This window comes from Paenibacillus sp. FSL R7-0048, assembly GCF_038004505.1.
Lineage (GTDB): Bacteria > Bacillota > Bacilli > Paenibacillales > Paenibacillaceae > Paenibacillus_AQ > Paenibacillus_AQ odorifer.
In genome coordinates, this window is record NZ_JBBORF010000001.1 from 3,919,937 (window position 1) to 3,945,431 (window position 25,495).

The following is a 25,495-nucleotide window of genomic DNA, read 5'->3' on the forward strand; positions in this document are numbered from 1 at the left end:
TTAGCAGATAATTCACAGAACGGGTTACCAAATAAAGTGCGACCTTAACCTCGAAACTAAGCTCGACAAAAAAGCTATCGCACTTTGCTTGGTAATCCTTCACTTACAAAAACTTTTATAGTTCAATCCGATAGCGTCTTTCCTCATTCGTTAGAATGAAACCGACAGATTCATATAGCTGTAATGCAGAATCATTTTCCGTAAGCACCATCAGAGATGCCTCTTCCAGTCCGTGGGTTCTAAAATAGCTCAATGCTTGAAAAAGCATGTACTTAGCAATTCCGGATCTTCTCCATGGCTCAAGTACAAATACATTTTCGATGTAGCCACCCTTCTCTTCCTGCCAGACCATTAAGCTACCCGCAACCTTCTCCCCTTCTCGAACAACAAGTGATGTCCAGAGCGGATTTTGTTTAAATTCAGCTAACCGTTCTTTCCCTAGCGGAGTTTCCGGCCAAATCTCAGCTTCTAATTCCAAATAATGCTCGTCTTCTTCAGGCGTCTCCATATTCCAGGTTGCGAATTCAAGTTCCTTAGCCAGAGTGGGTTCAGACAAGCCATCACTTAGATTGTGTTTCATCTTAAATAAGCTATTATAATGAGAGAAGCCCTTCACTTTTTCGAAAAATTGAGTATTCAAGACTTCTGCCGAATCGTTCCCTACACATAGAGTGGTTTTGTAATCCTTTGATAACGTTTCTTTTAATTCGAGTGCTCTTAATAAGAGTGACTGATAAACTTTTTCTAATAAATCATAATCGCCTTCACGTTCTGGTATTGTTTTTAAGTTCAGGTAGATCGAATGTCTGCTATCCTTGGAACGGCCGGGCGGAACAATATTGATGATGCTCACTTGACCTTTGGCCACCATTTTACCGTCCTCGAAAGCGCAATATACATTTTCCCAATTTTCCTCTGTGCCAACCCACCAAAAAACAACATTCCCCTTTGAAGATACTGTGTTATAAAGTTCACCAAGTAATGGCATGTCACCTTGTTCAAAATGACGGATAGTAGTCAATACAAAACCCCTTTTCAAATCATTAATATGGAATATATTTATAATAACATGCAAGTCCACGCTTGATTTGGTAATGAATTTTTATAACTAACTTCTCCTTGTTGTAACATTTTTTAAGTAACCCCTGTCTTACTTATATAGGGGGACTGAAGGATGAGAAAACGATTTTTTATAGGGATTACGATATTTCTGATTACTTGTGGAGTTGCTCTTGGTGTTGGGACGATATCAAATCTTCTGAGTCCGTTTAAAAGCTTCTCAGTCATCGTAGATAATCAATCTGATGTTGATATTAGCTCTATCGAAGTAGGATTAATTCGTGCGGATTCAAAGAAATTGTATACAAGTCCAATAAAAGCAGGACAAAAGAAAAAATTCAAACCAAAATTGAGTTTAAATGGTGAAGGTGCTATATATCTTCGATATACCAACTCTAACGGACAGTCTAAAGAACAAACCGTGTGCGGTTATACCGAATATTTATCAGGTCATTCCAAAGTCACGATTACTAATGAACGCACAACCGTTGTTCAGCAATGTAATTAAATCCATTCACATCTGACCTTCAATTCTGCTTCACTCTGATGAGAGATATGTCTTCTAATAGGATAAAAAGCCGCCATTAAGGCGACTTGCTAATCAAATAAGATTTAGTTTTTTAATTTGGAAGATGGGTCGGATCCAATCCTAGAGGGAATACTTCCTCAAAGTTATCTTGCTTTTCATATAAGCTATACCAAGTCTCTGCAATAACATCAGGATCACCAGCTGTTCCTGCTTGTATCATTGTCCCTATGGAAAGATGGCCGACAAATACTCCTTTATCTATTAACTCATTGTGTAACGCAGTAGCATAATTTCGTATACCAGACATAACAATGCCGCCATTTCCTACAAAAGGCAAAGGGAACATAGCAGAAATACCAGTGGTAAAAAGAATGGCTCCTGATCCTCTATGGATCATATTGGGTAATACTTCATTAACCGAAAGAACGGCGGGTAGCAAGTAACTGTTTATTTGTTCCAACACACTTTGAGGTGTAGTTTCCAGCACATGAGTGAATTTATCCCACCCTGCATACGGACTGAACTCTAGTACATCGATTGAACTAAACTCTTTTATTATCGCTTGAAAGACTTGTTTTAGAGCTGCTAAATCTGTCACATCCGCTACAAAAGATTGTGCTTCAATATTAAGTTTCTTAAGTTCACTAATGATCATTGATAATTTCTCGGGATTGCGTGAAATGACAGCCACCCTAAATCCATTAACTCCGAATTTTTTAGCTAGAGACAATCCTAACCCAGGCCCTGCACCCACGATAACAATATTTCTCATTTTTGATGAACTCCTTTTCTATGATATATTAAAGTAACAGCTGTTGCTTTAATTGCTAATATACAGCTACTAATTTAATGTATCAATCAACAATCAACCTGCAAATGTTGCTATAGCAACAAAATTGCTAAATTGTTGGGTAGGAGTGAAGTAATGGCTACTAAAGTAAACAATATTCGGCTGACACAGACTAAACAGTCTTTAATTGACTCCTTTTTACGGTTAGTTTCCCTGAAGGATTTTGAGAAAATAACAATCGTCGATATAACAAAGGGAGCTAAAGTTAATCGAGCCACGTTCTATGCGCACTTTAATGATAAATATGAATTATTGGATTATATTATGGGTGATTCGGCATCCGCTGCTATTGTAAAACATACTGAAGGTGAAATTAAATTCGATCAAGAAGGCATCACTCAACTCGTATTATCGGTATTCGATTTCTATCAGCAACCAAACATACAATGCCGCAGCAGTTATATAGGGATGGTTGTCCCTCAATTGAAAGAGAAGATTATAAATGAGCTGAAGGTTCACTTATCTAACGCTTTAGGAGATATCTACCCAGATAACGGGAAAAGCTTTTATGTACCGATCATCGCACAAATGATCCATGAAGGTGTCTATCAATGGGTAACAGGGAATAATACTATAAATCAACAAGAAGTCGCCGAGAGAATTTCATCATTAGTCTTACGTGGGCTGCAATCGTAATTTAAAATCAGAAGATTCCTCAGACCTTTCCGCTGCCTGAACACTAAGGGGCCGAGTACGTCATTTTACAGACGAACTCGGCCCCTTGTGATACAGAATATTATCTGACCGTGCAACACATCAATCGATTACACATTCCCCGAAAGATTTAATTGCCATGACACACCAAATTGATCCGCTACCCAGCCAAATTTCGAACTGAATGGATATTCGCCTAGTGGCATGAGCACCTGTCCACCCTGGGATAATGCTGCATAGACGCGGTCAATTTCGGCTTCACTTTCACAATTCACATATAAGGATACCGCTGGAGTAAAGCTGAATCCATGCTTCACGTAGCTATCTATACACATAAAGACTTGTCCATGTAATGAAAAAGTAGCCTGCATGACACTCCCTTCAGGGCCTGCTTCATTTGCTCCATAACGTTTAATACTGATGATTTCGGAGTGATCAAATAAAGAAGTATAGAAATTCATAGCTTCTTCAGCTTTTCCTTCGAACATTAGAAATGTCATTATCTTTTGATTCAGTTGCTTCATAATCGTCCAGCTCCTTAAAGTAATTTTATGCAGATCATCTCATATCATTAACGCTTTCGTATACTTTCAAACGGGCATATACGGTTTCGAGAATGGGATACACAACTTGACCAGGTACAGCCATCGCCAAAAGTGCACCATGCAGATGCTCAGCTTCCACTGGCAGATGTTTTAGCATATCCCTATGCATAGAGGAAGTAAATTCGGGTAGCACCGAATCCATCTTTTGCATCGTGGCAGTCACCATATCTGCTCCAACAGGCATACCTGCACTTTGCGCTATACTCACGATCTCATTCAGAAGCTGTTCATAAATAGTACGCGCTGTAGATGAGGCTAAAATGGGTCCAACCGAGCTATCCATTAAAGTTGTAATCCCGCTTAAACTAGCTACGAATATATATTTCTGCCACACTTCGTGCTGAATATCAGAGCTTAGTATCACAGTGAATCCTGCTTTATCCAAATGACTGAGAAGTTTCTGCGTTCGTTCTGACTCCCCACCCGCCCATTCACCAAACACAATACTATGAAAAGAACTACTTTGTATGATAGCTCCATTAGAACCTAACGTTGTCTCGATATAACAAAGACCACCCAGTACCTTTTCTGCTCCAAAATGCTGCTGCAAAATACCAAAATGTTTATACCCATTAAGGAGCGGGAGAATCATAGTCTGTTCACCGACGAAAGGGGTAAGATCCATCATCACCTGAGGCAAATGATAGGCCTTCACTGCAATAATAATACAGTCAAAAGGCTCTGCCTTCTCCCCATATGTAATCGTCCGAACGGGAGTCTGAAAGTCACCATGCACACTTTTTATTGCCAGACCCTCATCTTCTAACTGCTTTTGTTTAGTAGAACGGACTAGAAAAGTTACATCTTCCCCTTTTTGAACCAGACGCCCTCCAAAATAACCACCAATAGCTCCTGCACCCACGAATAGAAAACGCATGTAAGTCTCCCCTTTTTTCACCTTATTTTTAACAAATAAAAAGACCGCTTAGCTTATCCGCTAAACAGGTCCGAATGGCAAAAAAAGAGTCAAGTATCGACCGTTCTTTTGTCTCGGTCCATACGGATCTGAGCAAAATCCAACGAGTTCACCTCCATGGCTACAAATAAATTACTATTCATAAATCTGATCCATCTAGAGCGCCATTCGATTCTATCGATACAGCCTCCCTGGAAAGTATAACAAAAGAAAACCTTAAAGCCTAGTTTTAATCCATAACTTAGAGATGTCCAGAAACCCGAAGGAACCGGTGTGCAGACCAAACAGGCTTTGATTTAGCTGAGCTTTTTTATTCATATGACAGCCATGCAGCACCCAATAATTGTCTCGTAGAATTCCCTCCGCTTGATTCAGCAGTTTCACCCGTTCATCCTTTGGAGATTCTGTGAAAGGACCTAATACCTTCGAAAACAATGAAATCTGGTCCTCTCTAAGCAAAGAAAATAAATAATTAGATTTATTATTAAAGTAGTTAATCATTCCCCATTGCCAATCATCTTCTAAAACCTCTTCAGCAAGCTGGATCTCGGCTGTTGTCTGTATATAATCTGCCTTAAATTCATTGAAAAAATATAACTCAATTTGCAAACCTACGGAGGCAGCGCGTGTTTGGAGCCATAACGCTTCTTCTCGTTCTTCTTTTTTATCCTTAGTTGCTAAAGTAATGACTTCTCCCTGATACCCGTTTTCCGCTAAAAGCGCTCGGGCATGTTCCAAAGTTGGATCTAGAAGCTCTCTCTTACTGCTCTCCCATGGCAAAAAGCTATCTGCTGGAGTGATACGATTGCCACCCAATTCTTTTATTAAAGCCGTTCGACTGTAAAGGATACGGATCACTTGGCGAAACCATAGCTGCTGATGAATTCCCTCTCTATGAAAATTAAACAGAATATATCTGCAGCCTAAGGCTGGGTAATCTATACTGTGATTGCTGATGATATCAGGTAAAAGTTCCCCATGTTCAGGATCTGGCAGCTGGTATTGGCGTTCATTAGAAGCCTCTTTTGGCAAATACCAAATCTCAACACGATCCAGGAGCGGCCGAATTCCAAAATAAAAATCAAAAGCTGCGAGCACCAAAACATCCTCATTCAGATCCAATAAACGGTAGGGACCTGTACCGCTTACTTCACTAGTGATGTCTATATCATAAGGAAGAATGGACATGTGAATACAACTGAACAGATGCAGAAAAAAGAGATTTGGACGTGACAACACAAACCGGATTCGATGATCTCCTTCAACCTCTACTCGTTCGATATCCTTATAAAGGCTAACCGCTGGGCTGTTCAAGTCGATAAGCCGTTGCAGCGTCTCTTTTACATCTCTCGAGGTCATGATTCTTCCGTGATGAAAGCGTACCCCCTTGCGGAGGTAAAAAATATAACTTGTATGGCCCTCATTAGCTTCCCACATATGGGCCAAACCAGGAAGAAAGGTATCGGTCGTTGCGTCATAAGTAACTAGTGTGCTATAGATTTGACCCAGCAAATAGGATTCAAAAGCGGTGTATACATAAGCAGGGTCCAGCACTTCCATATGCCGGTTACGGGTAATCCGCAGGACGTCCAGCCCTGAGGTTGACTCTGCTTCACTACGGAAACCCATCTGTTTATTTAACATCGTTAATAATCGTTCCTTTAAGGGTCCGGTCACCTGATCGCTGCTCATCAATTCGATAGCTTCTTTTATCTTCCCTTTACTGACTAACTCCTGAAAGCTATCCTCGAATACCTCATCAATACTTTTTAAAAAAGTAAGTTGAGAGATATGCCCCCTGCCTCTCCCCGGCTGCCATTGAATATATTCCTGCTCTTCCAGTTTCCGCAGCACGAATTTAACATTACGTGGAGTGCAAATCAGGATCGAAGCCAATAAATCTATCGTCACAGGAACAGGTTCATTCACTTTGAACGAACTAGTAACGCCTGCTGCTAAACATAAAAAATGATTACTTATCTGGTCCAAATGGTTCACTCCTTTAAAGGTGAAATGGTCAATGTAATTCTTACACTTTTCCTTCCCCCTTTTATCATTATAATTATACATAAATCAACAAGGAATATGCAGCAACAATATTAGAGCAATAAGACTAGGAGATCGTAATCATTATGAATCAGCATCTAAGGCACATTCACCCACTAGCCTGGACAATTATCATCGGCACCATGTTCGGACGTCTGGTGACCTCGATGAGCATCCCGTTCTTATCCATCTATCTAACCCAAGTTCTCGGAGCTTCCCCGACACAAACAGGGATTACGGTCGCGGTTAGCTCGCTGGCAGGCGTATTGGCCAGTTTTTATGGCGGTTATATTTCTGATATTGTTGGTCGTAAAATCGTCATGTTAATCTCGGTATTTGGCTGGGCAGCCGTCTTCTTCGGATTCTCAGTGGCTCAACATCTATGGGTATTTTTCCTGGTGAACACCTTGAACGGCTTATGTCGATCTGTATTCGAGCCTACTTCACGGGCACTTTTGTCCGATATTACACCACCCGAGAGTAAGCTGCTTGTCTTTAATCTTAGATATGCAGCAATTAATCTTGGTGTAGTATTTGGTCCAATCATTGGGCTACAGCTTGGCTCTGCGGAATCAACTTTTCCTTTTCTAATCGCAGGAATCGTATATGTTGCATATGGAATTGTATTATTCATGCAATTTAAGGCACATCGTTCAAGCATGCCCGCCCGTACACAAGCTCAAGCACCACGTTTACTCGAAGCTTTGACAATCACCGGTAAAGATCGTGTGTTCCTACCTGTACTCCTGGGTACCATCTTTTGTGTATTAGGATACGGTCACTTCGGCTCAACAATGGCTCAATATTTAGCGATGAATACGCATTTCACCAATGGTGGGCAATTATTCTCCTATATGTTGTCACTGAATGCTATAACAGTGTTAGTAGTGCAGTACCCCATTGTACGAACGGCAAGTAAATTCCCGCCGATTGTCCCTTTAATCCTTGGGAATATCTGCGTTGCACTTAGTCTTCTCTTAGTGGGGCTTGCTGGTGGTGTGGCTCTATTAATGATCAGTGTAGTTCTGTTCACTATAGGGGAAGTCTTACTCTTTACGATGATGGATATGTTGATCGATCGGATTGCCAAAGCTGAAATGAAAGGAACGTACTTTGGTACGATTGGCTTTAATAATTTAGGGAGTGTTATGGCACCTATCTTCGGGGGTGTGTTGTTAGACCATTATGGCGCTCAGAATGGCCTTGCGATCTTCGTACCCTTGGCTTTAACAACAGCTTTTGGTCTTCCTTTTCTTCTCGTAGCGCACAAAAGACTTGTTGCCAGAGAGAAATTAACACTTGGTGTTGAAACTAGAGCAATAAAAGGATAACTTATCCAATTAAATACGTCATTTACTGGATCATACTCATATTAGTTAACATAATCATTATTATGTTAACTAACTATATGAATTAATTCATTTATCAGAAAATCGGGACCGTATCTTTGCAGAATATGCAATAGCTACGGTCTCTTTTACATAGAAAAAACGGTTAATCATATATTCCCTGCAGAAAACTCAACTGGCCTTTCACATATTGCCTTAGCTCTAAGGGCTCAATGATTTCGGAATGTCCTATTATGCTCCAGATATTAGCACATGCACTTTCATAACCAAACATATTCACCTTTAAAATGAATGCATCCCCTTCTTCTCTCATTTCCATGACCTCTAGCTGAGATAAAGAAGACCTTGTTCTCTTATCGGCTCTAATCACAACAGGATAGACCTCTTCCTCTTTACAAGCTTGCTTAAAAACCTGTCCCTGCTGCTTCCAGTGCTCTTCTAATGAAAAATCCATAGGTATAGAGTACTCTTCTTCCACAAGCTGCGTAGAGGCAATTCGCTCACATTTAAATGTGCGGATGTGCTTAGCTTCTTCACAGTAGGCTATAAGATACCATTCCTCTTTTTTCACCACAAGACCATAGGGCTGTAATTTCCTGTATGATATTTCTCCGCTAACCTTTTGGTACGCAATCTGTAGTTTATGAGATCGCCAAACGGCTGTCCGAATAGATTCCAGACAGGGAATTTCTATTCGTTCTGTCCACCAAGGTGTGTCATCAAAATAAAAGCGTTTTTGCGCTTTCTGAATGTCAGGTTGGTAGGATGCGGGCAATGTTTTTTGTAATTTCAACAGCGTCGTCTTCAGCTTAAGACCCGATTCAGAATGGCCCCCAGAATAGATGCCCATACCTGTTAAATATAGATTGATTACATCTTCACCATGTAACTGCTTCAGGTTAACTGTGTATCCCTCCATTAAGGAGATGCCACCATTGGGCCCCGACATAGACAACAAAGGAATTCCAGCTTCAGCTAGCACATCAATATCTCTATAGATTGAACGTACAGAGGTCTCCAAGGCTTGAGCTAGTTCATTAGCCTTCATTTTCCCTCTCGATTCCACTAATAATAAAATAGCAATCAAACGATGCAAGCGCATGAGAACCTCCGAGCTTTTCTTTTTTATCTAGTATACTTCAAAATTCTTGCCATGATGTTGTCAACAATAACAGGTTATGATTAGTTCATTACATAAAGGGAGCTGAAACATATGAAAATTGCCGTATTAGGAACAGGGTTCGGAGCTTATCATGCAGAATTATTGACGAAAAATGAGCGTGTAGACAAAGTTATTGTTTATGGTAGAAATGAAGCTAAGCTGCAAAATTTAAAACAAACGTTAGGCGTTGAGATTACCACAAATATAGAGGATATCATGCTTGATACCACGATTGATGTGATCGATATCTGTCTGCCCGTGACTTTACATAGACAGTATGCCGTTGAGGCGCTTAAGCATGGAAAACATGTATTCTGTGAGACCCCCGTATGCTTTAACACTGAAGATGCCCTTGCGATGAAGGAAGCAGTACAACGGTATGGTAGACGAATCCTCGTGAACCAATTTATTAAATTTGATCCTGCGTACAAATATTTATACGAAACCACTTCTAAAGAGAAATATGGAAAGCTTTTAGCCTTCACCTTAAAAAGAGAAACGTCTCCTCTCTGGGGGGATCTCGGACTTCATTCTATCTCCACAAATCTGATGATTCACGAACTTGATTTTGTAACGTGGCTGCTTGGATCGTTAGAAGAATACTTTGTGTGGGGAACCGATGGTGGACGAAGTGAACAAGCTTTAGTGCGTACCCATTTTCAGAAAACGAATGTCTCCGCAGAGATCGTTGTATCCTCACAAATGCCAGCTGGTTATCCTTTTTCCGTAGGGTATGAGGCTTATTTTGAACAAGGAAAGCTAGTCTATCAAGAAAGTGACGACATGAACGGCACGGTTGAAGGATCATTAATTGAATATACCTCTGCAGGTAAACAGCAACTTTTGTTAGAACAAGCTAATCCTTTTGAAAAGAGTATTACGCATGCTCTCCAGTGCTTAGAGGAGGGTTCTACATCAATAATCGAGTTAGACTATGCCTTACAAGCTATGGAATTAGCAATAAAAATAGAAAAAAAGCTTGTTTAAACATAAGGGTTGGTGTAGATATCCTTTTTCATGGTTTTTGTTTGTATGGGCGTAGAATTTGTAGAATTACTGGTTAGTAGCTAGGGAGAGGAATAGGTTTTGAGTTTTCTATTGTGAATTTTTCATATGTTGAAATTGTAGAATAAAGTAGTAAATTTAGTCCTTTTTGGAACGCTATGGTTAGTTCTTGTTCATAAAAAGCTGTTATTTCACAGCATTTTGGAGGGATTTCATCCTTGGGATTAAGGTCTTTCAATTAGAGGATAAACTAGTCATACGATGGAAATTCTCAAAATTAGAATGGCTCCTTATAAAACCAGCGGCAGTCTCGGACTGGGAAATAAAGTCCTATCTTTACTCCACCTCTATTTACTTTTCCCATTTAAAGTACAAACCTACATCACGTTATTCTGCCCGTTAGCTGAACAGGCTGCCTATAATCTCGGCAGCCTGTTGTCATTGTGCTATCGTGCCCCATTAGCGTAATCGCGAGATTTATTAAATCTAACGATTAGTTTCAGAAAACTGAATCGATTGGATTGTATCAGTTAGCGGGTCAAATTGGATCGATACAAAAACTCCAAACTCGTTACCTGCTTTGCTTCTAATCCATAGTTTGAATTTCTCTTCAGACTTCTTAGGTGTTAGTTCAGTACGACCAATGTGCTTATAATCAATTATGACTGCATTGTATCTTTTTTGTGTTTCCTCTACTGCAATTTTGCCCCATTTTGCGTATTCAGGCGCAGCCTCTACTGTAACAGTGGAAAAAATAAGTATCGCCAAAAATGATATCAGTATTTTTTTCATAATAACCGCCCATCTGGAGAAGTTTTCAGTAATATCTCCCACTTTATCCAAATGTATTCTTAGACAACTTAACGCCAGCGTGCAGTCTACAACTTTATTTTTAAATTTATCAAGATCTAGATTTAGGAAAGTCAGATATAATAAAGGGTTCCACATATTAGTCATGACTAATATGTGGAACCCTTTATGCTTAACTATCGTACTCCGTTAGGATTTCTGTGGAACGAATATTTTAAATCGCATTGTTACTCATACGGCATCTTGTCCTTACCCATATATAACACACTGTTATATATGGGGTAATAGATGTAAAGTCGTTGGGTGTTCCATTCTTGTATATTTACCTGATACTCCCATATCTTTTATTGTATTGAATTCATCAACTCATAGTAATATTTAGAATCACTAGTCTTATTAAGGCTATACCAGGCGTCTAATGTTTTTGGAGAAAACACATCCAAAGCTTTCAAGATGTGTGCAGAAAATTCCAACGGAGCTATTCCAGATGCGGTGATCAGTTTTCCATCAGTTACAGCAGACTCCATTTTGTAATACTTTTCTCCTGTATAAGTGGGACAGATCATTTTAAGGTATTCTAGATCATTGCTTGTATGCCCACGTGAATTCAGCAATCCTGTCTGGGCAAGTCCCATTGTAGCACCACAAATCGCTGCAACCCATATACCTTCCCTTAAACACCTTTCAGCGATTTTTAAGAGGGGGTGGTGAATGGTTTCTGTCCATGTATCTCCACCGGGTAAAATCAATAGATCGGATCTTTCAATACTGCAATCATCCAATTTGATGTCAGGTAATATTTTTAATCCGCCCATTGTAGTTACTGGAGTCTTATCAATTCCCACGGTAACTATTTTTGATGGGGCCAGCCCCTTTTTATAATATCTTCCCGAGTTCAGTTCGGCAGTTACGTAGCCTATTTCCCAGTCTGCCATTGTGTCAAACACATAAAGATATACCGTATTATTCATTTGCAAGTTCTCCCTATTTTACAATTCATCAAGTGATACCAACCATCGGTAATCAATGATTATCATCATTATAAAATGACTTCACTGACATCCGCTGTCAGTGAAGTTTTTAAAGTTGATAATATTCCATTAACTCCGACACAACACCAACAAGTTTTTCCTTCAAACTCTGTGGTTCGATTACTTGAATGGATTTCCCGTAGGATAAGAGAAAATTAGGAACATAGGTATGAATTGATTTTTCCTCAAGTAAAAAGATTGCTTGATTTGATGTACGCTCTTTCAGATGATGCCCCAAAAACCAATGCAGGCATAAGTCATCCAACGCCTCTGACCTACCTTCGATAATTAAAGCAATTAACCCGTCCTTGCCGACTAAATCAGGTAATAGATTTCGCAAAAAAAATTCCCGAGCCAAAAAATCTTCGGAACGTTTAAATATGTTTTGAGTCCGCTTGATTTGTAAAATCCGTTCTACCCGAAAGCTGCGGATCTCATTTCTCAGGTGGCAAAATGCAACAATATACCATTTATTGTTCCAGTACACCATTCCATAGGGATCTATCACCCTAGTCTTGGGTTGATCATCACGGCGTGTGTGATAATCAATTTCTACAGAGAATTCGTTTGCTACAGCTTGCTCCAATTCCGCCAATACTGGCTGAATAGAAGGGTCTCCCTTACGGTTTATAACTTCAAATCCGGCTAAATGATGGCTGAGAACACTTTCCTGTTCCTGATTCGAATACATTTTCAATTTGGATGTCGCATTAGCTAAAGCCTCACTCAAAGGGTATCCGGCTTCTTTTGCAAAAACAGCAGCATGAAGAAGTGCTTTTTTTTCTTCAATATCAAATAGCAGAGGTGCTCTGATAAAATTATTCAGTAAGCTATACCCGCCATTATGACCAGTGTCGGATATTATAGGCACTCCACTGGCACTTAGCGCATCAATATACCGATAGACTGTCCTTATATTTATTTCTAACTTTTCGGATATTTGTTTTGCGGTCATTTTAACACCCGAATTCAGCATCCATAGGATTGCCAGCATATTATCGTTTTTTGGCATCACATATACCTCATCTTTTATTAGGATCGCTCAAAATTATTTGCTTTGCGAATCACCTGCATCCCTTTATTCATCAATCTTTCAGCCTTTCAATCCTCACTTAGCAATCTATAAACAACAATCTGCAATTTTTAACATTGCTGCTCTTAGCTCAACTCAACATTCTACTTTACCACAACTTGTGATACAGTTCACCGCGCTGTTTGTAACGGTAAGTTTTTGGGCCATCCTTTGCAGAATGCTCTTTCTTTGATCCGCTAGGTTCCAATTGCCCTAACCGCCGTTCAGGGGACTAAAGAATATACACAGCATATACATCACCTGGAAGAATGGATATTTCCAGTTTCAATAAACTTGAGTGATGCGTATAGCCTTTACCAAGTAGACAGTTAATAACGCCTTTACACAAAAACAAACTTACCATGCGTCTGCTCATGAGCAGTAACGCACGGTAAGTTCCATCAATAATAACTCTTTATTAGGTAATATGTTGTATTTTTTTGAAAATATCTTCCTTCTTCATTTATTTATGCCGTCATCAGTATTTAAGCTCACTATTCTTCCACATGGTATTCCCTTCCTTGTCGAAGCCTGTCATCTCGGTAGCGCTCATCAATTCGCCTGTTTTGACATCAAAGAAAGCGCTCATTCTCAAACTGTCATTCTCACGATTAGGAGAATTCGGCGAGATACCCATAACTCTTAGCAGCAGACGTGTTTTGGAGGAGTTAGGATCAGTATTATACCCGCTGATAGTAAAATGATACCCCTTGATCCAGTCATCTGCTATAGCAGGATTTCCTGGTTTCATCCCCAGTCTCTCAACAGCTTGTTTAACTGCATCGGAAGAATCGATTTGAATATCAGATATCGCATACTGTCCTTTTACAAGTAAATTCTTATCGTGCTTTTTCACATCAGTCTTAATGGCCATTCCATTATCGATCTTGATATAAATAAAAACATTCCCTTTCTTGCTGCCAAATTCGAGATTCCAAGCATCTCTTGTTCCATCCGAACCATCGGTTCGTTCCTGGGAAACAGAAGTGTCATCCGTGCTTGTTATGTTAATAAGTAATGGCTCTTCTTCCGTCAGCTTCTTCGCCTCTGAGTACCCAAGGCGCAGTGCCTCCATCGCGGTTACGCTCTTCTTTTCATTGGTTCCCTTATTCGTTATTGTGGCAGCTGGTTTCTCTATCTCGTTAATCATCTCACTGGTTGTTGTGGCGGCCTGTTCCTCTGATTTGTTAGAAGAGCCGTCGAAAAGAACATTTTTCATACTGAAGAATAGAACGACCATAATCACAACCAATGTAATTGAGGCAATGCTAACATATTTCTTCTTACGCAAGGCTGCTTCTCCTTAGTTAATGAGTATAAGAAACTTTGGTTACGCCATAATTAACTGCTGAAGTAGTTTACGTACTGTCCACACAATGACGATTAAATTTTCCAATTTTTAACACACCAAAATCATACAATATTGTTTCCTTAAATGCAATTCTTGTCGCATATTTTAAAATAACGGCTACTATTTACATTAGCTCGAAACGAAATTGATCCTAGCTCACTGGTTTCAAGGGTTAAACTTGCCCCTATTTATGATACGATTCACCGAGTCTGATCTTAAACTAAGCTGCCCGTAAGTGAATAAGTTAACAGTTATTCCCTCGAATCCTTTGATAGACCTCCGCATAGGAAAACTTAAGTTGTTCTCGCAACTTTTTATTTTCTTCTTCGAGCTTCTTCATCTTTCGTTTTAACGACGCAATGATGGTGTCCTTGTTGTTTTCATCGAACGCCAACAAATAATTGCATTTCTCCGCCTCATGCGTTACACTCTTTACATTGACAAATTTGCAGGTCTATAAAAAGGAGGTTAACGCGCCCATGTGCCCCCGTACCAAAGAACAAAATGAGCTCATACGCATGCAGCGCAGGGAACAAATCCTGGACTTCGCCGCGCGCACCTACTTCCGTACGGGCGGAAGCTTTGATATTCGCGACGTCGCCCGCGAGGCTGGTCTCGGTTATGGCACGGTATACCATTATTACCCCAACCGGCATTTACTAATAGAAGATGTGCTGAGCAGCGGCTTCGAGCGATGTGAGCAAACCCTGACTCAATGGGCGAACATCAGCCGGGACACCCCTGACGACAGGCAGTTGTTAACGTATTGCAAGACGTTACTCCGGTTGTGGCAGTCAGATGCCCGCGCATATCTCGTCTACAAAATGGCAGCGGAACATTTTACAGGCTTGCCAGAGAAAGATCGGCATCCTGCCAAAAGACGATTCACGGAAAGACTGTATGTTCCACTCCAATCGATCATCCAGCGCGAAGACGACAGCGTCGACCTTATGCTTGCCGTGTTGGTCAGCTGCTGCGGTCTGCACTACTATGCGAACACTTCCGAGTTGGACATCGATCGAATTGCCCAGCTCGCGATGCAAGCTATTACAAAGGAGTCCTAATACAAACATGGTTATCTTAAAAAGCAAGTATGAAATCGAAGCCATACGCAAGGCATGCCAGGTTGTGGCCGAATGCCATCGCACAATTGCCCCGCTCATCAAACCGGGCATCACAACGAACGAGATTGAGCGCATATTCGAGGATATTATTTTGAAGCACGGCGCCAAACCATACACGAAGGGTTACAATGGCTATCAATATGCGACCTGTGCCTCCGTCAACGACGTAATTGCACATGGCTTTCCTACAAATAAGCCACTTGAGGAAGGCGATATTGTGACGATCGACACGGTAGCGGAGCTCGACGGCTGGCTCGGCGATTCAGCCTGGAGCTATGCGGTCGGGAAGATCTCACCGACGGCTGAGAAGCTGATGCGCATCACGAAGGAGTGCCTTGACCTCGGCATCGCGCAGGCACAGCCCGGCAATCGGCTCGGAGACGTGACGAGCGCAATCCAGCGGCATGCCGAATCGAACAACTTCGGTGTCGTGCGCGACCTTCTCGCTCATGGCATCGGTCGTGACCTTCACGAGGAGCCGACCTATATGCATGTCGGCAAGCCCGGCAAAGGCCCCCGCATCAAGGAAGGCATGGTATTCACGATCGAGCCCATGATCACTGAAGGCACCTACAACATGACAATTGATCAGGACGGCTGGACCGCCCGGACGCTGGACCGCAAGCTCGCCGCCCAATACGAGCATACGATCGCCATCACCTCTGAAGGACCACAAATCCTGACCGCGCAATAGAACAATTAGAAGCCGACCAACGAGAGGGTCGACTTCTTTTTTATTTATTGAGCAGAAAACGAATGGCCCGCGGACCGATTAAATTCTTAATGCGAAAAGGATGCTAAACTTAGAAACAACAAAATCCCCCTCAATCTGAGGGGGGGGGTCTATCGCAATGCATTACGTTTCTCCTAACATTTCCTACAAACACTAATGATAGATGAAGATGACAGAGAAAACGGCATTTTATCCCAGTCAGCATATTGATGTTCGACGCAAAAGCCGTGACGAGTTAATAAAGAATGTAGCGTATTCGGATCCGTGAACCGACAAGCAATTCGGGAGGTCGTTCGCTTATACCCCCAATCACGCATCGTGACCCAATGCATGATATGCTGGCCAGCATCGTAACATTGGGTGCCTGATACCTTGACGTTATTTCCATCCTTATCAATAAATGATCCCCATTCTGTCTCCTCTTGATCGGATAAATCCGTTCCCTCCGGATTTCGGGTCTCAAATGCAAAGATTCCATGAGGTTGTAAATGTTTGTGAACGGTCGTGAGCAAATCGCTTTGATCTTGATCACTTAAAAATGCCTGAAAAGCATTACCAGTCAAATAAATCATCGAAAATCGCTTGTCCGATTCGAAGGTACGGGCATCACCTTCCATAAAAGTAACAGTCAGCCCTTTCGCCTTCAACCGCGCATACGCAATCATCGCTGAAGAGATATCTACACCGGTCATTGTTATACCGGCTTTCGAGAGGGGGATCGTTGTTAAGCCTGTACCACAAGCAAGTTCTAACACTTCCCCAGGACTCGATCTGGCAAGCTCAAGATAGAACTGATATTTGTCCATTTCACCGTCAAATTCAAGATCGTAATTTACCGGATCTTGAAATTCTTCAAGATTGCTATGTTCAATCAACACCATTCCCCCTTTCATTCCTTGTTAGAATATAATCGAAATAAATGCTAATCGACAGCCATCGCGCTTAACAGTATTATTTTACTATTTTTTTGATAACACGTTTGGTGATAAACGGTTATAATCAATTTTTATCAAACATACCAGTCCTCGTTAGTTCAACCTGAACGTTCCATTTCATATTTTATAAAATATACTTTCACCATTGAGGAAGGGGCGACAATACTCAGCGCATAATTTGGGCATTCTTTCACGCATCCAATCATGAACATGTACATTCTCTATCTGGAAGACGTAATACCCAATAATAGCGACCAACATTAAACCTTCTAACTGTAGTAGATCACTCGCTGTATTTTCACACTCTCTGTAATAACCCTTTAGGAAAGTATCTCTTCGATCGGAAGGCAGCATCATAGCTCCCATGGCTACATCAAGTAAAGCATAACCTTTTCCGAAAAAGCCAAAATCGATAAAACGCACCTTTCCTTCGGTTGTGATGATGATATTACCCATACACAAATCCCCATGAATAAGGTCCGGGCCAGCCTCCCCGCCATGGTCATCTAACCGGGAGTTGATCAATTGCAGCGTTTGTTCAATGACATTAGCATCAGGAGGCGTAAATAAATTCTTTTTCACACCCGAATGAATCACACGGATCATCCGTTCATTATAAGCTTTGCCTTGACTCGGGCGAATCTCCATACCTGAATGTTCGTACTGCCGAAAAAAAGTATGCAGTTCTGCTATTTGAGATCCCAGTTCTTTTACCAGTTCAAGATTGTTAACATCATTCATATTCATGTCTCTTCCATCCAACCAGGTGAGGACGGAGCAGTTTAGCAGTTCACCTTCGTATTCAATGATCGTAATAAGTTCACCCTCATTGTTTCTTACGGGAGCCTGTATTTCGTTGGTGCTCCAGCTTCCCAGCTTCTCAAGCATTTGCAATTCTCCAAGAATGCCGCTGTATGTATGTTGCAGACCTTTCATGTCCTCTATAAAAGGGTCATGAATGCGGAGTAAATATGATTTTCCCGTTCTGTCATTAACACGATAGGTTCTGTTCTCGTTATGCCTTAAGAAAATAATCTCAGGCTGTTGGATATCGTACCTGCCTAGTAAGTCCAAAAGCTTCTCGTTCGTCATAAGGGACTCCTTTAAAATAGAAGGATTCATTGATTCAATCTTCGTCTGAGTCATAAAAATTGAAATCTACTACATTCTAAAAATCATTCAATTCACCAATTGTACTTCTACAACATTTTCGAAATATCCTGCCTATAGCTTGACGAAGCTGCCGGAATGATTTTTCGCGGCAGCTTCGTTGTGAAAGGATATTCAGCGCTCAGTTTCAATAGTCCAACCAAACTCTTTTATTTCTTAGTGATAGGCACCCATATTTCACTTTTAAAATTTGGCGATGTGATATCTTTGTGCTCATTCCATAGAATTTCAGGCCCTTTAATTAGCTCATATCCCGATGACGGAGCCCATTCCGAATATATTCGCCCCCAGATCTCTTGTAGCGCACTCGGAAAAGAGCCGACGACTGTGAACACAGCCCACATAGAGGCCGCCACTTCCAACTGATCCAAGCCATTCCATGCGTCTTTCGTAGTGGCAACGCCAATATAATGATCGAACTCTCCTTTTTCCTCCATACGTCCTTCAGAAAAATTTGTAGAGGCGCTTATAAACCCTGAGGGCTCAACATCAGAAAATCTCTTCATCTCATCAATCATTTCCGGCGTCAACCCTTCATACATAGACGCAATCTCCGGATTGACCCCTTGGAAAATGATTGGAACCCGTTTTTTTATGCCCACGATGCGGAAAGACTCTTTGTTTTCAATCCGGTAATTCATTTCATTTCCTCCTTTGATAGTCAGCTGAAACGACATCCGAGGGAACGCCTTAAGGGAATGTCCATGGACCCGAGCTTCTGAAGGACTAACCCCATGCAGGCTATGGAAAGCCCTAGAAAAGGAATCCGGCGAATTATAACCATACTTCAGAGCGGTATCGATAATTTTGATATTACTTTGTGAAAGCTCGAGTGCTGCCAAAGTTAGACGTCGACGCCGGATGTATTCCGACAGAGTAATGCCTGCTAGGAATGAGAACATGCGAGTAAAATGATATTCCGAACAGCAGGCTATTTTCACAACCTCCTGATAATCAATGGGATTTGTTAGGTTCTCCTCAATATAGTTTATTGCTTTGTTCAGTTGTACCAGCGTATCCATGACGTTGCCTCCCCTCGTTAATTATAAGGTTATCAGAGATGGTTTTTATCTTCCCGACTTTATCTGCACGATTCTGTAGGGTTTTTTCATGTTTCGATGAACAGAGACTCAATACGAGGAAGTTACTCTCTTCTCACAAGAAGGACTACTTTTTTTGAATGTCAAAATCATAGTTAACATAATAATAATTATGTTAACTATGATTCGAAGTGCGTTCAGAAGCTCGATCGTCCACTCACTTTCACAACCTTTTCATAGCAAGAGCAAAACGCTCTATCGTCTCTTTGGATAACCCATTTACGTTCTTATTTTTTCCTTTTACCATCCGCAGTACAAACCGGTCTAACAAAGTTAGCTTCTCTTCATAGATCTCATCTCCAAAAACTTCTTTCGTCACCGATTGGTCATATAACACTTCTGGAAACGCAGATTTCAATTCTTGTGAGGCCTGTTCACCTGTTGCTCCTGCACAAACAAACAATCCTACTCGTTTTTTCCCTAGTTCATTTTGATATTTTGTTGTAAAATCAGTCATTTGTTTTTGGATTTTCCCATAATAAATAGATCCTCCCAAGATGACCGTATCATATCGTTCCAGTGTCGGCTCTTTAGCATGCATCAGGTTAACTACTTCGGTTTCTTCGCCCAGTTGAGATTTTAATAAATAAGCCGCTTTCTCCGCACACCCATATTTCGAGGTATACATAATTATTGTCTTCATTCTAATCACTCCCTGCCGCTCGCTGGTCACATATTATCTTAAGGGTTCACGTACATGCTTTAACAAAATAACCATACAAGCAGCAATAGCTACAGTCATCGTCGGAAAAATTACACATTCGGCTATAGACACAGCCACACCGCTATAGATCATTGCCACCAGCATTGCCGTAATTGCTAGCAGTAATGTAACTCCTTTAAAAACAACGACAGTTGCCAGTAGGTACCCAAAAGGTTGTCTACGAATGACCATAATCCCCGTTACAATTGCTAATGGGACTAAGATCGCAAGATCCAAAACTTGAATTACCAATGTACTATAGTGCTCTAGCCCTTGTGGCGGTGTTCCCCCCAGTAGTGAATTCAGTATTTTCCCTAGCCAGAGCAATAAAATCATAAAAGCAATAACCATTAGGGAAAAGCCGATTCCTTTAGAAGGTAAACTGTTTTTAAAGTAAGTATGTATGGATTCTTTGTCGAAGGAAAATAAGGCTAGGATGAATGCGAAAAAACTTAAAGAAAACAACAGCACATAAACTAAAAACAATGAATTGTACATCGTCAGAAAGCTGTAGGATACGTAAGTATATAAAAAGTACCCCAAAGTGCCCGTAAGGAGCATCCTCCCCTTTATCGAGCCTTTAATTGTCATGATGAGCGAACTGAGCAGTAAAGGTATGGCAAGAAATAATGTAACTCCATCCTGTGCTTTAGCTTGTGCCGCCGCAGAGACAGAATCATGGCTGTACACTCCTGACCCCTGAAGCTTTACATCCTCGCCCCATATTGACGTGAAAGTATATTTTGTTCCATCACTTATCCCATCTGAAAACAACCCAACCGCTGTTGCAAACACTGCAATAACCGAAATCAACACCGACAGCGCTACGACTTTCCTTATATGTTTTATAACAACCTCCCCCTCCCTTCATGAAAATATTTAGATTTCACCTGGAAGCAATAGCAACCATTGAATCCAAATGACATGAAATCAGAGCTTCGACCTGATCATCAGGCAGATCCTTTTCGACAAGCAACCGCATAATTAAACCGAATGCTGCACTCCATATCACCTGAGCAGTGAGTTCTACGAAAGCTTCTTCACGGTTTTTTTGTGCTTCAGATCTGAGCAGGCCCTGGCAGAGCATCCCAATCGCTTTACGCTCCTGTGCAGCTCCTCTAAATAGAACAGCTGTGTAACTAAGAACAGCCGGTGTATCGTTTAGCATGACATTCCGGTATTCTACACCCGTAGAAAGAGACATCCTGATGAACTTCTCCAATGTTCGTTTTAAAAGTGTATCTGGAGGTAATTCCTGCTGTACCTCTTGTTGCACAGACTGAAGCTCAGAAAGCATATCCGTATATTTTTGTTGCAAATAGTTCTCGATAATCTCTTCTTTGCCTTTAAAATAATGATAAATAATTCCCGGTGAATATTCGATTTTCTCAGCGATTTTTCGGATAGACAGCTTCTCTATTCCCTCTTCGGCAATCAATAAAGCTGCATTTTGCAGGATTAGATTTCTCATTTCTTCACGCTCACGTACTTTTCGTTGTTCTTTAGTCATAAATTTGTCTCCTCATGTGTTGAACACCGTTTAATCTTTGAACACTGTTTAATATATGTTTTGGATTAGTATTATGTCAATATCCTTAGTCACATGTATTCCCCTCCTCCAATCTACATATCTGGACATAAAAAATCCGCCAGTCTATATAGACTGACGGAACCTTTAATTTGTGAAGTTAAAGGACTACAGACAGAGGGTTTTAGTAATGATAACCAACAGGATAAACAGAACCAGAATAGCTCCTGTGGAAGTGAAACCACCGTATCCTCCTGCAAATTCGCCCATTGTTGACTCCTCCTTTGTAATTGAGTACATCATAAGATATGCAATATTGCCCTCACTGACTGGGTATTTTGAACACAAAAAATAAACCAACGACCTTTTTTATGGTGAATGGTTTAATAGGTTGACATAATAAATGTTATGTTAACTATAATAGAGAGCATAAGATGCTCCCTACATCACAATTCGTATATGTTCTTAATAGCTAGCCCGTTTTATAAAAAATCACAATTTCCTGACCTTCCGTCTTGACGCTCTCTTTGTCATTCTCTACTGTCTAGCGCTCACTCGCTTAGCCCCTTTTTCAATCCATTTGCCGTTAGTAGCAAGCTCCTTAGCTAAAAGAAACCAGCAATATAACGGTTTTTATTTCTTAATCCTATTAATAGTTAATGTGTTGAAGTATTGGCTGGGGTTGCCTTGCTGTGGATTAAAGCGCTCTTGAAACTCTCCATGGGTATAGTCCCCGATCACTTTATGCCAGAAATCACGAGCAGGTGTATTCGCACGGACTTGTGAAACCTTCCATTCGCCAGGGTACATATCAAAAAGCTTATGCGCAGCCCATGTACCTACACCACTTCGGCGGTATTTTTGCATCACAAAAAACTCAGTCATATAAAACTGGCCTTCAGGATTACGCAGTAATCTGTCCACTAAAGCAAAACCAGCAATATGCCCGTCCACCTTAAACAAATATGCGAATTTATTATTTCCGCTACTCCAATAAGCTTCTAGTCCCGGATAGGCCGGAAATACCCCGTCTTGATTGACATCAAATTCTAAATAACGGGTGAAATCATATAGGTAGAACTGCATTAATCTGCTTATAGTATGCTTACGTTCTTTGGGAACCAGCTCAATTTCAAGTTTCATTATGTGCACCTCTGACATTTATGTTTACTTCACATCATGTTTCAACCAAAAATCCCTTTAGTACCAAGGGTTTTCTCTTCTCCATCAGGTCAAAATCACAAATAGGTCACATTTTCTTTACTAAAGACTCATTACCCTGTCTAACGTGTCTGCAACTTCTTGCTGCATAGATGGGATCACATGACTGTAAGTATCCAACGTTATGCCGACTTTAGAATGTCCCATTCGTTCTGAAAGGATCTTCACATTAATGTTTTCCTTTATCAGAATCGTAGCATGGGTATGACGTAAGCTATGGAACGGGATGTGTGGCATATTGGCTTTTATCAAATCTTTTTTATATGCTGTAGTAAGAGCGTCTGGAAAGATATTCTTCCCATTTTTATAATTAAAAATAATCAAATCCATATCAATGAATCTTGATCCTAGCCGCAACTTAAATTCTAAATACTTTTTTCGCTGTTCCTTTAGGATCTCAATAAGTGCGTTTGGTATAGATACTCTACGGACACCAGACGATGTTTTTGCGCCTTGTTTAATGGTCTTTCCGAAGTTAACCAATGTCTGATTGACTGCAAGCTCTTTTTTCTCAAAGTCGATATCCTGCCATCTTAGTGCACATATTTCACCTTTTCTAAGTCCGCAATATAGAGCTAGTGCATAAGCACAATAAAATCTATAATCTTTTGCTACTTTTAAAAATTCCATAGTTTGTTCAAGAGTCCATATTTTCATTTCGAGTTTCACATACTTGGGAAGTGTTACTTTTCGCATTGGATTGTCTTTGATAATTTTATACATTATGGCTTTGTCTAGTGCCTTCTTTACAACTGTTACGACTCTATCAATTGAATTTCTTGCATAACCCTCTTCATGCATACCTGTAACGAATTTTTGACATTGCATTGGGGTAAGTTTCTGAAGTCTTATGTTACCGAGTTTAGGTTTAATATGATTTTTAAAAGCCAAATAATTATGATAATAAGTTGTCTCATTAACCTGTAGAATTCTATCAGTCTTGAACCAATCCTCAAAGAAATTAGCAACAGTTAATGTGTTTGGAGAAGAGTATTGTCCAGCGTTGACCTCGTTTTTGAGTTCAAGCATTTTTTCATCAGCTTCACGCTTAGACTTAAACCCCTTTCTTCTTATTTGTTTTCTTTCACCAGTTTCATCCTGATAATCAAATATAAATCTCCAAGTCTTGGTTTTTTCATCGTATTTAGGAACTGCCATTTCAACACTCTCCCACTCTAATAGAATAGGAGTCAAAGCATGTGACTATCTTATATTATAACACATGATTTTGACTCCTATATAATGTTAACTATATGTATTATTAATCATATTAATCACTTTCCTTCTCTTAGCCACTTATCAAAAACTTCTTCATGCACTAAGTATCTTCGACCAATTACGAGTAGTATTGAAGTGATATTTGCGCCAAATTGTGGAGTTTCTTTATATATAAGGTTTATCCATGATTTAGCCCCGTTTTCCTGATTTCCTACCCCATCCAATTATGAAAGTGTAAGCAATCCATAACGAGCCGTGAAGGTGAATTGCCGTAGGCAAGAGGATGGTGCGGCAGGTCTATTATTTTGACAGTACTGCTTGCCAGTGCTGGAAATATAATAGAGTTGGTATTAGCATCCTGATTTTAACTTGAACTATGAACAATAACTAAAGTGCAAGGTCAAGTACACCGTCATAAAACTTGCACAAGACGCAAGTAGTATTCCGTAGCCATCCAACTGCATTGGCTGTCCTCAAGTTGATTATGGTTATGTTGAGTTTAACTATTCCTCTCACATCAATTCTAAGCTACGATTTGTTTGATTACTCTCATATTTCAGACTTCTATGTGGGTAGTGATCACTTTAGTTGCATGAAGATATGTTAATTGTTACCATCTCCAATCATATTTTAAATTGCAACACAAAAATGCCCTACCAAAATGTTCGACTGGCAGGGCATTAAATATTTATGTTCTATAGATTAAATCTTTAGAATTGTCTTGCACTTACATCAACATTAAGCGCATGTCCAGTGGTACTGTAGATATATACTCCAAAAGTATCAGTTATTCCGCCACCTAACATATCCTTAAATGAGATTGTTTTCTGCTCACCAGCAGCAATCTTAACATCTGTAAACACGCTACCATTCAATTTTATTTGAAATTGAACTGGATTACTGCTCTTATTCTTCATCCAAATATTTAAGTTAACACCATCAGAAGCTGTACAAGTAAATGAATCATTAAAAGCTCCACCTGTATGAGAAACAGGGATTATCTTATACGCCTCTGAGAAAAGTGAAACTAATGGTGGTTCAATCCCATTTCCAACCTGTAACCTCGTACCTGGCCCTTCAATAATATTATTTTCAAAAGTATATTCACCAAAATGAATTACATCAGTATTTTCAGAGAATGGAGATACTGTAGAAACTTCAGACACTGGAGTTACTGTAGATACTGTAGAATTTTGCGTCGTCGTTGAATCTCCAAAACTTGTTGCAGAAGCAGCAGGAGTCAACAGAAGAGATGTTGCTAAGCCTAGTTCTAGTAGTTTAATCAAATAAATCGCCTCCCAGAGATATATTAATTTGGATTACA

Annotated in this window: 26 protein-coding genes; 6 read left to right on the top strand and 20 right to left on the bottom strand. The window is 40.3% G+C overall.

The window, feature by feature from the left end; genetic code table 11:
- Positions 1-115 precede the first annotated feature (115 nt).
- Positions 116-988: a GNAT family N-acetyltransferase gene (locus tag NSQ91_RS17500; protein WP_081387774.1), complete on the bottom strand. Its 873-nt coding sequence runs from the start codon at positions 986-988 to the stop codon at positions 116-118.
- 186 nt (positions 989-1,174) lie between these two features.
- Between NSQ91_RS17500 and NSQ91_RS17505 the strand changes: the two genes are divergently transcribed.
- Entirely contained in the window at positions 1,175-1,567 is a 393-nt protein-coding gene (locus NSQ91_RS17505; RefSeq protein WP_076184390.1) for a hypothetical protein, read from the top strand.
- A gap of 112 nt (positions 1,568-1,679) precedes the next feature.
- Here NSQ91_RS17505 and NSQ91_RS17510 read toward each other — a convergent pair whose 3' ends face one another.
- Positions 1,680-2,360, bottom strand: a complete 681-nt coding sequence (locus tag NSQ91_RS17510) for an SDR family NAD(P)-dependent oxidoreductase (RefSeq protein WP_076304124.1) — start codon at positions 2,358-2,360, stop codon at positions 1,680-1,682.
- A 153-nt stretch (positions 2,361-2,513) separates the two neighbouring features.
- On the opposite strand from NSQ91_RS17510, the gene NSQ91_RS17515 reads away from it, so the two are divergent.
- Positions 2,514-3,074, top strand: coding sequence for a TetR/AcrR family transcriptional regulator (locus NSQ91_RS17515; protein ID WP_076304123.1), 561 nt, complete (start codon positions 2,514-2,516; stop codon positions 3,072-3,074).
- Positions 3,075-3,202: 128 nt separating this feature from the next.
- Here NSQ91_RS17515 and NSQ91_RS17520 read toward each other — a convergent pair whose 3' ends face one another.
- The 3 genes from NSQ91_RS17520 to NSQ91_RS17530 all read right to left on the bottom strand — a co-directional run bounded on the left by NSQ91_RS17520 (position 3,203) and on the right by NSQ91_RS17530 (position 6,602).
- Positions 3,203-3,616, bottom strand: a complete 414-nt coding sequence (locus NSQ91_RS17520; protein WP_076304122.1) for a VOC family protein — start codon at positions 3,614-3,616, stop codon at positions 3,203-3,205.
- Between the two features lie 34 nt (positions 3,617-3,650).
- A complete protein-coding gene (locus tag NSQ91_RS17525; protein ID WP_076304121.1) occupies positions 3,651-4,574 on the bottom strand; it encodes a ketopantoate reductase family protein in 924 nt (307 codons plus the stop codon).
- 255 nt (positions 4,575-4,829) lie between these two features.
- Positions 4,830-6,602, bottom strand: coding sequence for an ABC transporter substrate-binding protein (locus NSQ91_RS17530; protein WP_340919099.1), 1,773 nt, complete (start codon positions 6,600-6,602; stop codon positions 4,830-4,832).
- Between the two features lie 143 nt (positions 6,603-6,745).
- Between NSQ91_RS17530 and NSQ91_RS17535 the strand changes: the two genes are divergently transcribed.
- Positions 6,746-7,990 (top strand): MDR family MFS transporter, encoded by a 1,245-nt coding sequence (locus tag NSQ91_RS17535; protein ID WP_076304119.1) that lies wholly within the window; start codon positions 6,746-6,748, stop codon positions 7,988-7,990.
- Between the two features lie 163 nt (positions 7,991-8,153).
- Here NSQ91_RS17535 and NSQ91_RS17540 read toward each other — a convergent pair whose 3' ends face one another.
- On the bottom strand, positions 8,154-9,110 hold the full coding sequence (locus NSQ91_RS17540; RefSeq protein WP_076304118.1) for a helix-turn-helix transcriptional regulator: 957 nt from the start codon (positions 9,108-9,110) through the stop codon (positions 8,154-8,156).
- Positions 9,111-9,221: 111 nt separating this feature from the next.
- On the opposite strand from NSQ91_RS17540, the gene NSQ91_RS17545 reads away from it, so the two are divergent.
- The gene (locus tag NSQ91_RS17545; RefSeq protein WP_076304117.1) at positions 9,222-10,157 is read left to right on the top strand and encodes a Gfo/Idh/MocA family protein; all 936 of its coding nucleotides are present in this window, start codon (positions 9,222-9,224) and stop codon (positions 10,155-10,157) included.
- A gap of 504 nt (positions 10,158-10,661) precedes the next feature.
- Here NSQ91_RS17545 and NSQ91_RS17550 read toward each other — a convergent pair.
- The 4 genes from NSQ91_RS17550 to NSQ91_RS17565 form a co-directional block, all read right to left on the bottom strand.
- On the bottom strand, positions 10,662-11,132 hold the full coding sequence (locus NSQ91_RS17550) for a DUF3889 domain-containing protein (RefSeq protein ID WP_254848769.1): 471 nt from the start codon (positions 11,130-11,132) through the stop codon (positions 10,662-10,664).
- 197 nt (positions 11,133-11,329) lie between these two features.
- A complete protein-coding gene (locus NSQ91_RS17555; RefSeq protein ID WP_340919108.1) occupies positions 11,330-11,956 on the bottom strand; it encodes a type 1 glutamine amidotransferase family protein in 627 nt (208 codons plus the stop codon).
- A gap of 109 nt (positions 11,957-12,065) precedes the next feature.
- A complete protein-coding gene (locus NSQ91_RS17560; RefSeq protein WP_340919111.1) occupies positions 12,066-13,028 on the bottom strand; it encodes a helix-turn-helix transcriptional regulator in 963 nt (320 codons plus the stop codon).
- 538 nt (positions 13,029-13,566) lie between these two features.
- On the bottom strand, positions 13,567-14,379 hold the full coding sequence (locus NSQ91_RS17565; RefSeq protein ID WP_076184400.1) for a hypothetical protein: 813 nt from the start codon (positions 14,377-14,379) through the stop codon (positions 13,567-13,569).
- A 539-nt stretch (positions 14,380-14,918) separates the two neighbouring features.
- Between NSQ91_RS17565 and NSQ91_RS17570 the strand changes: the two genes are divergently transcribed.
- Both NSQ91_RS17570 and map read left to right on the top strand, forming a co-directional pair.
- A complete protein-coding gene (locus NSQ91_RS17570; RefSeq protein ID WP_076184401.1) occupies positions 14,919-15,503 on the top strand; it encodes a TetR/AcrR family transcriptional regulator in 585 nt (194 codons plus the stop codon).
- Between the two features lie 7 nt (positions 15,504-15,510).
- Positions 15,511-16,257 carry a type I methionyl aminopeptidase gene (map, locus tag NSQ91_RS17575; RefSeq protein WP_340919116.1) on the top strand — a complete coding sequence of 249 codons (747 nt, stop codon included), beginning with the start codon at positions 15,511-15,513 and terminating at the stop codon, positions 16,255-16,257.
- 173 nt (positions 16,258-16,430) lie between these two features.
- Here map and NSQ91_RS17580 read toward each other — a convergent pair whose 3' ends face one another.
- The 10 genes from NSQ91_RS17580 to NSQ91_RS17625 form a co-directional block, all read right to left on the bottom strand.
- The gene (locus NSQ91_RS17580; protein ID WP_081383371.1) at positions 16,431-17,171 is read right to left on the bottom strand and encodes a class I SAM-dependent DNA methyltransferase; all 741 of its coding nucleotides are present in this window, start codon (positions 17,169-17,171) and stop codon (positions 16,431-16,433) included.
- A gap of 177 nt (positions 17,172-17,348) precedes the next feature.
- Positions 17,349-18,323 carry a phosphotransferase enzyme family protein gene (locus NSQ91_RS17585; RefSeq protein ID WP_076184404.1) on the bottom strand — a complete coding sequence of 325 codons (975 nt, stop codon included), beginning with the start codon at positions 18,321-18,323 and terminating at the stop codon, positions 17,349-17,351.
- 227 nt (positions 18,324-18,550) lie between these two features.
- Entirely contained in the window at positions 18,551-19,423 is an 873-nt protein-coding gene (locus NSQ91_RS17590; RefSeq protein ID WP_076126750.1) for an AraC family transcriptional regulator, read from the bottom strand.
- 241 nt (positions 19,424-19,664) lie between these two features.
- On the bottom strand, positions 19,665-20,144 hold the full coding sequence (locus tag NSQ91_RS17595) for a flavodoxin domain-containing protein (protein ID WP_076277030.1): 480 nt from the start codon (positions 20,142-20,144) through the stop codon (positions 19,665-19,667).
- A 33-nt stretch (positions 20,145-20,177) separates the two neighbouring features.
- Complete coding sequence (locus NSQ91_RS17600) at positions 20,178-21,020, bottom strand: hypothetical protein (RefSeq protein WP_081388295.1); 843 nt, start codon at positions 21,018-21,020, stop codon at positions 20,178-20,180.
- A gap of 70 nt (positions 21,021-21,090) precedes the next feature.
- Positions 21,091-21,714, bottom strand: a complete 624-nt coding sequence (locus NSQ91_RS17605; protein ID WP_076308322.1) for a TetR/AcrR family transcriptional regulator — start codon at positions 21,712-21,714, stop codon at positions 21,091-21,093.
- Between the two features lie 186 nt (positions 21,715-21,900).
- Positions 21,901-22,002 (bottom strand): sporulation protein YjcZ, encoded by a 102-nt coding sequence (locus NSQ91_RS17610; RefSeq protein WP_197069683.1) that lies wholly within the window; start codon positions 22,000-22,002, stop codon positions 21,901-21,903.
- 363 nt (positions 22,003-22,365) lie between these two features.
- A complete protein-coding gene (locus tag NSQ91_RS17615; protein WP_076308323.1) occupies positions 22,366-22,875 on the bottom strand; it encodes a GNAT family N-acetyltransferase in 510 nt (169 codons plus the stop codon).
- Positions 22,876-22,995: 120 nt separating this feature from the next.
- Positions 22,996-24,111, bottom strand: coding sequence for a site-specific integrase (locus NSQ91_RS17620; protein ID WP_076190210.1), 1,116 nt, complete (start codon positions 24,109-24,111; stop codon positions 22,996-22,998).
- Between the two features lie 770 nt (positions 24,112-24,881).
- Positions 24,882-25,457: a hypothetical protein gene (locus tag NSQ91_RS17625; RefSeq protein WP_076190209.1), complete on the bottom strand. Its 576-nt coding sequence runs from the start codon at positions 25,455-25,457 to the stop codon at positions 24,882-24,884.
- Positions 25,458-25,495: the final 38 nt, after the last annotated feature.

Coding starts and splice junctions, on each gene's coding strand:
- NSQ91_RS17515 (WP_076304123.1), top strand. CDS start 2,514: ATGGCTACTAAAGTAAACAATATTCGGCTGACACAGACTAAACAGTCT.
- NSQ91_RS17500 (WP_081387774.1), bottom strand. CDS start 988: ATGCCATTACTTGGTGAACTTTATAACACAGTATCTTCAAAGGGGAAT.
- NSQ91_RS17595 (WP_076277030.1), bottom strand. CDS start 20,144: ATGAAGACAATAATTATGTATACCTCGAAATATGGGTGTGCGGAGAAA.
- NSQ91_RS17555 (WP_340919108.1), bottom strand. CDS start 11,956: ATGAATAATACGGTATATCTTTATGTGTTTGACACAATGGCAGACTGG.
- NSQ91_RS17620 (WP_076190210.1), bottom strand. CDS start 24,111: ATGGCAGTTCCTAAATACGATGAAAAAACCAAGACTTGGAGATTTATA.
- NSQ91_RS17605 (WP_076308322.1), bottom strand. CDS start 21,714: ATGACTAAAGAACAACGAAAAGTACGTGAGCGTGAAGAAATGAGAAAT.
- NSQ91_RS17505 (WP_076184390.1), top strand. CDS start 1,175: ATGAGAAAACGATTTTTTATAGGGATTACGATATTTCTGATTACTTGT.
- map (WP_340919116.1), top strand. CDS start 15,511: ATGGTTATCTTAAAAAGCAAGTATGAAATCGAAGCCATACGCAAGGCA.
- NSQ91_RS17545 (WP_076304117.1), top strand. CDS start 9,222: ATGAAAATTGCCGTATTAGGAACAGGGTTCGGAGCTTATCATGCAGAA.
- NSQ91_RS17535 (WP_076304119.1), top strand. CDS start 6,746: ATGAATCAGCATCTAAGGCACATTCACCCACTAGCCTGGACAATTATC.
- NSQ91_RS17560 (WP_340919111.1), bottom strand. CDS start 13,028: ATGCCAAAAAACGATAATATGCTGGCAATCCTATGGATGCTGAATTCG.
- NSQ91_RS17590 (WP_076126750.1), bottom strand. CDS start 19,423: ATGGATACGCTGGTACAACTGAACAAAGCAATAAACTATATTGAGGAG.
- NSQ91_RS17510 (WP_076304124.1), bottom strand. CDS start 2,360: ATGAGAAATATTGTTATCGTGGGTGCAGGGCCTGGGTTAGGATTGTCT.
- NSQ91_RS17540 (WP_076304118.1), bottom strand. CDS start 9,110: ATGCGCTTGCATCGTTTGATTGCTATTTTATTATTAGTGGAATCGAGA.
- NSQ91_RS17585 (WP_076184404.1), bottom strand. CDS start 18,323: ATGACGAACGAGAAGCTTTTGGACTTACTAGGCAGGTACGATATCCAA.
- NSQ91_RS17525 (WP_076304121.1), bottom strand. CDS start 4,574: ATGCGTTTTCTATTCGTGGGTGCAGGAGCTATTGGTGGTTATTTTGGA.
- NSQ91_RS17570 (WP_076184401.1), top strand. CDS start 14,919: ATGTGCCCCCGTACCAAAGAACAAAATGAGCTCATACGCATGCAGCGC.
- NSQ91_RS17520 (WP_076304122.1), bottom strand. CDS start 3,616: ATGAAGCAACTGAATCAAAAGATAATGACATTTCTAATGTTCGAAGGA.
- NSQ91_RS17550 (WP_254848769.1), bottom strand. CDS start 11,132: ATGACTAATATGTGGAACCCTTTATTATATCTGACTTTCCTAAATCTA.
- NSQ91_RS17615 (WP_076308323.1), bottom strand. CDS start 22,875: ATGAAACTTGAAATTGAGCTGGTTCCCAAAGAACGTAAGCATACTATA.
- NSQ91_RS17610 (WP_197069683.1), bottom strand. CDS start 22,002: ATGGGCGAATTTGCAGGAGGATACGGTGGTTTCACTTCCACAGGAGCT.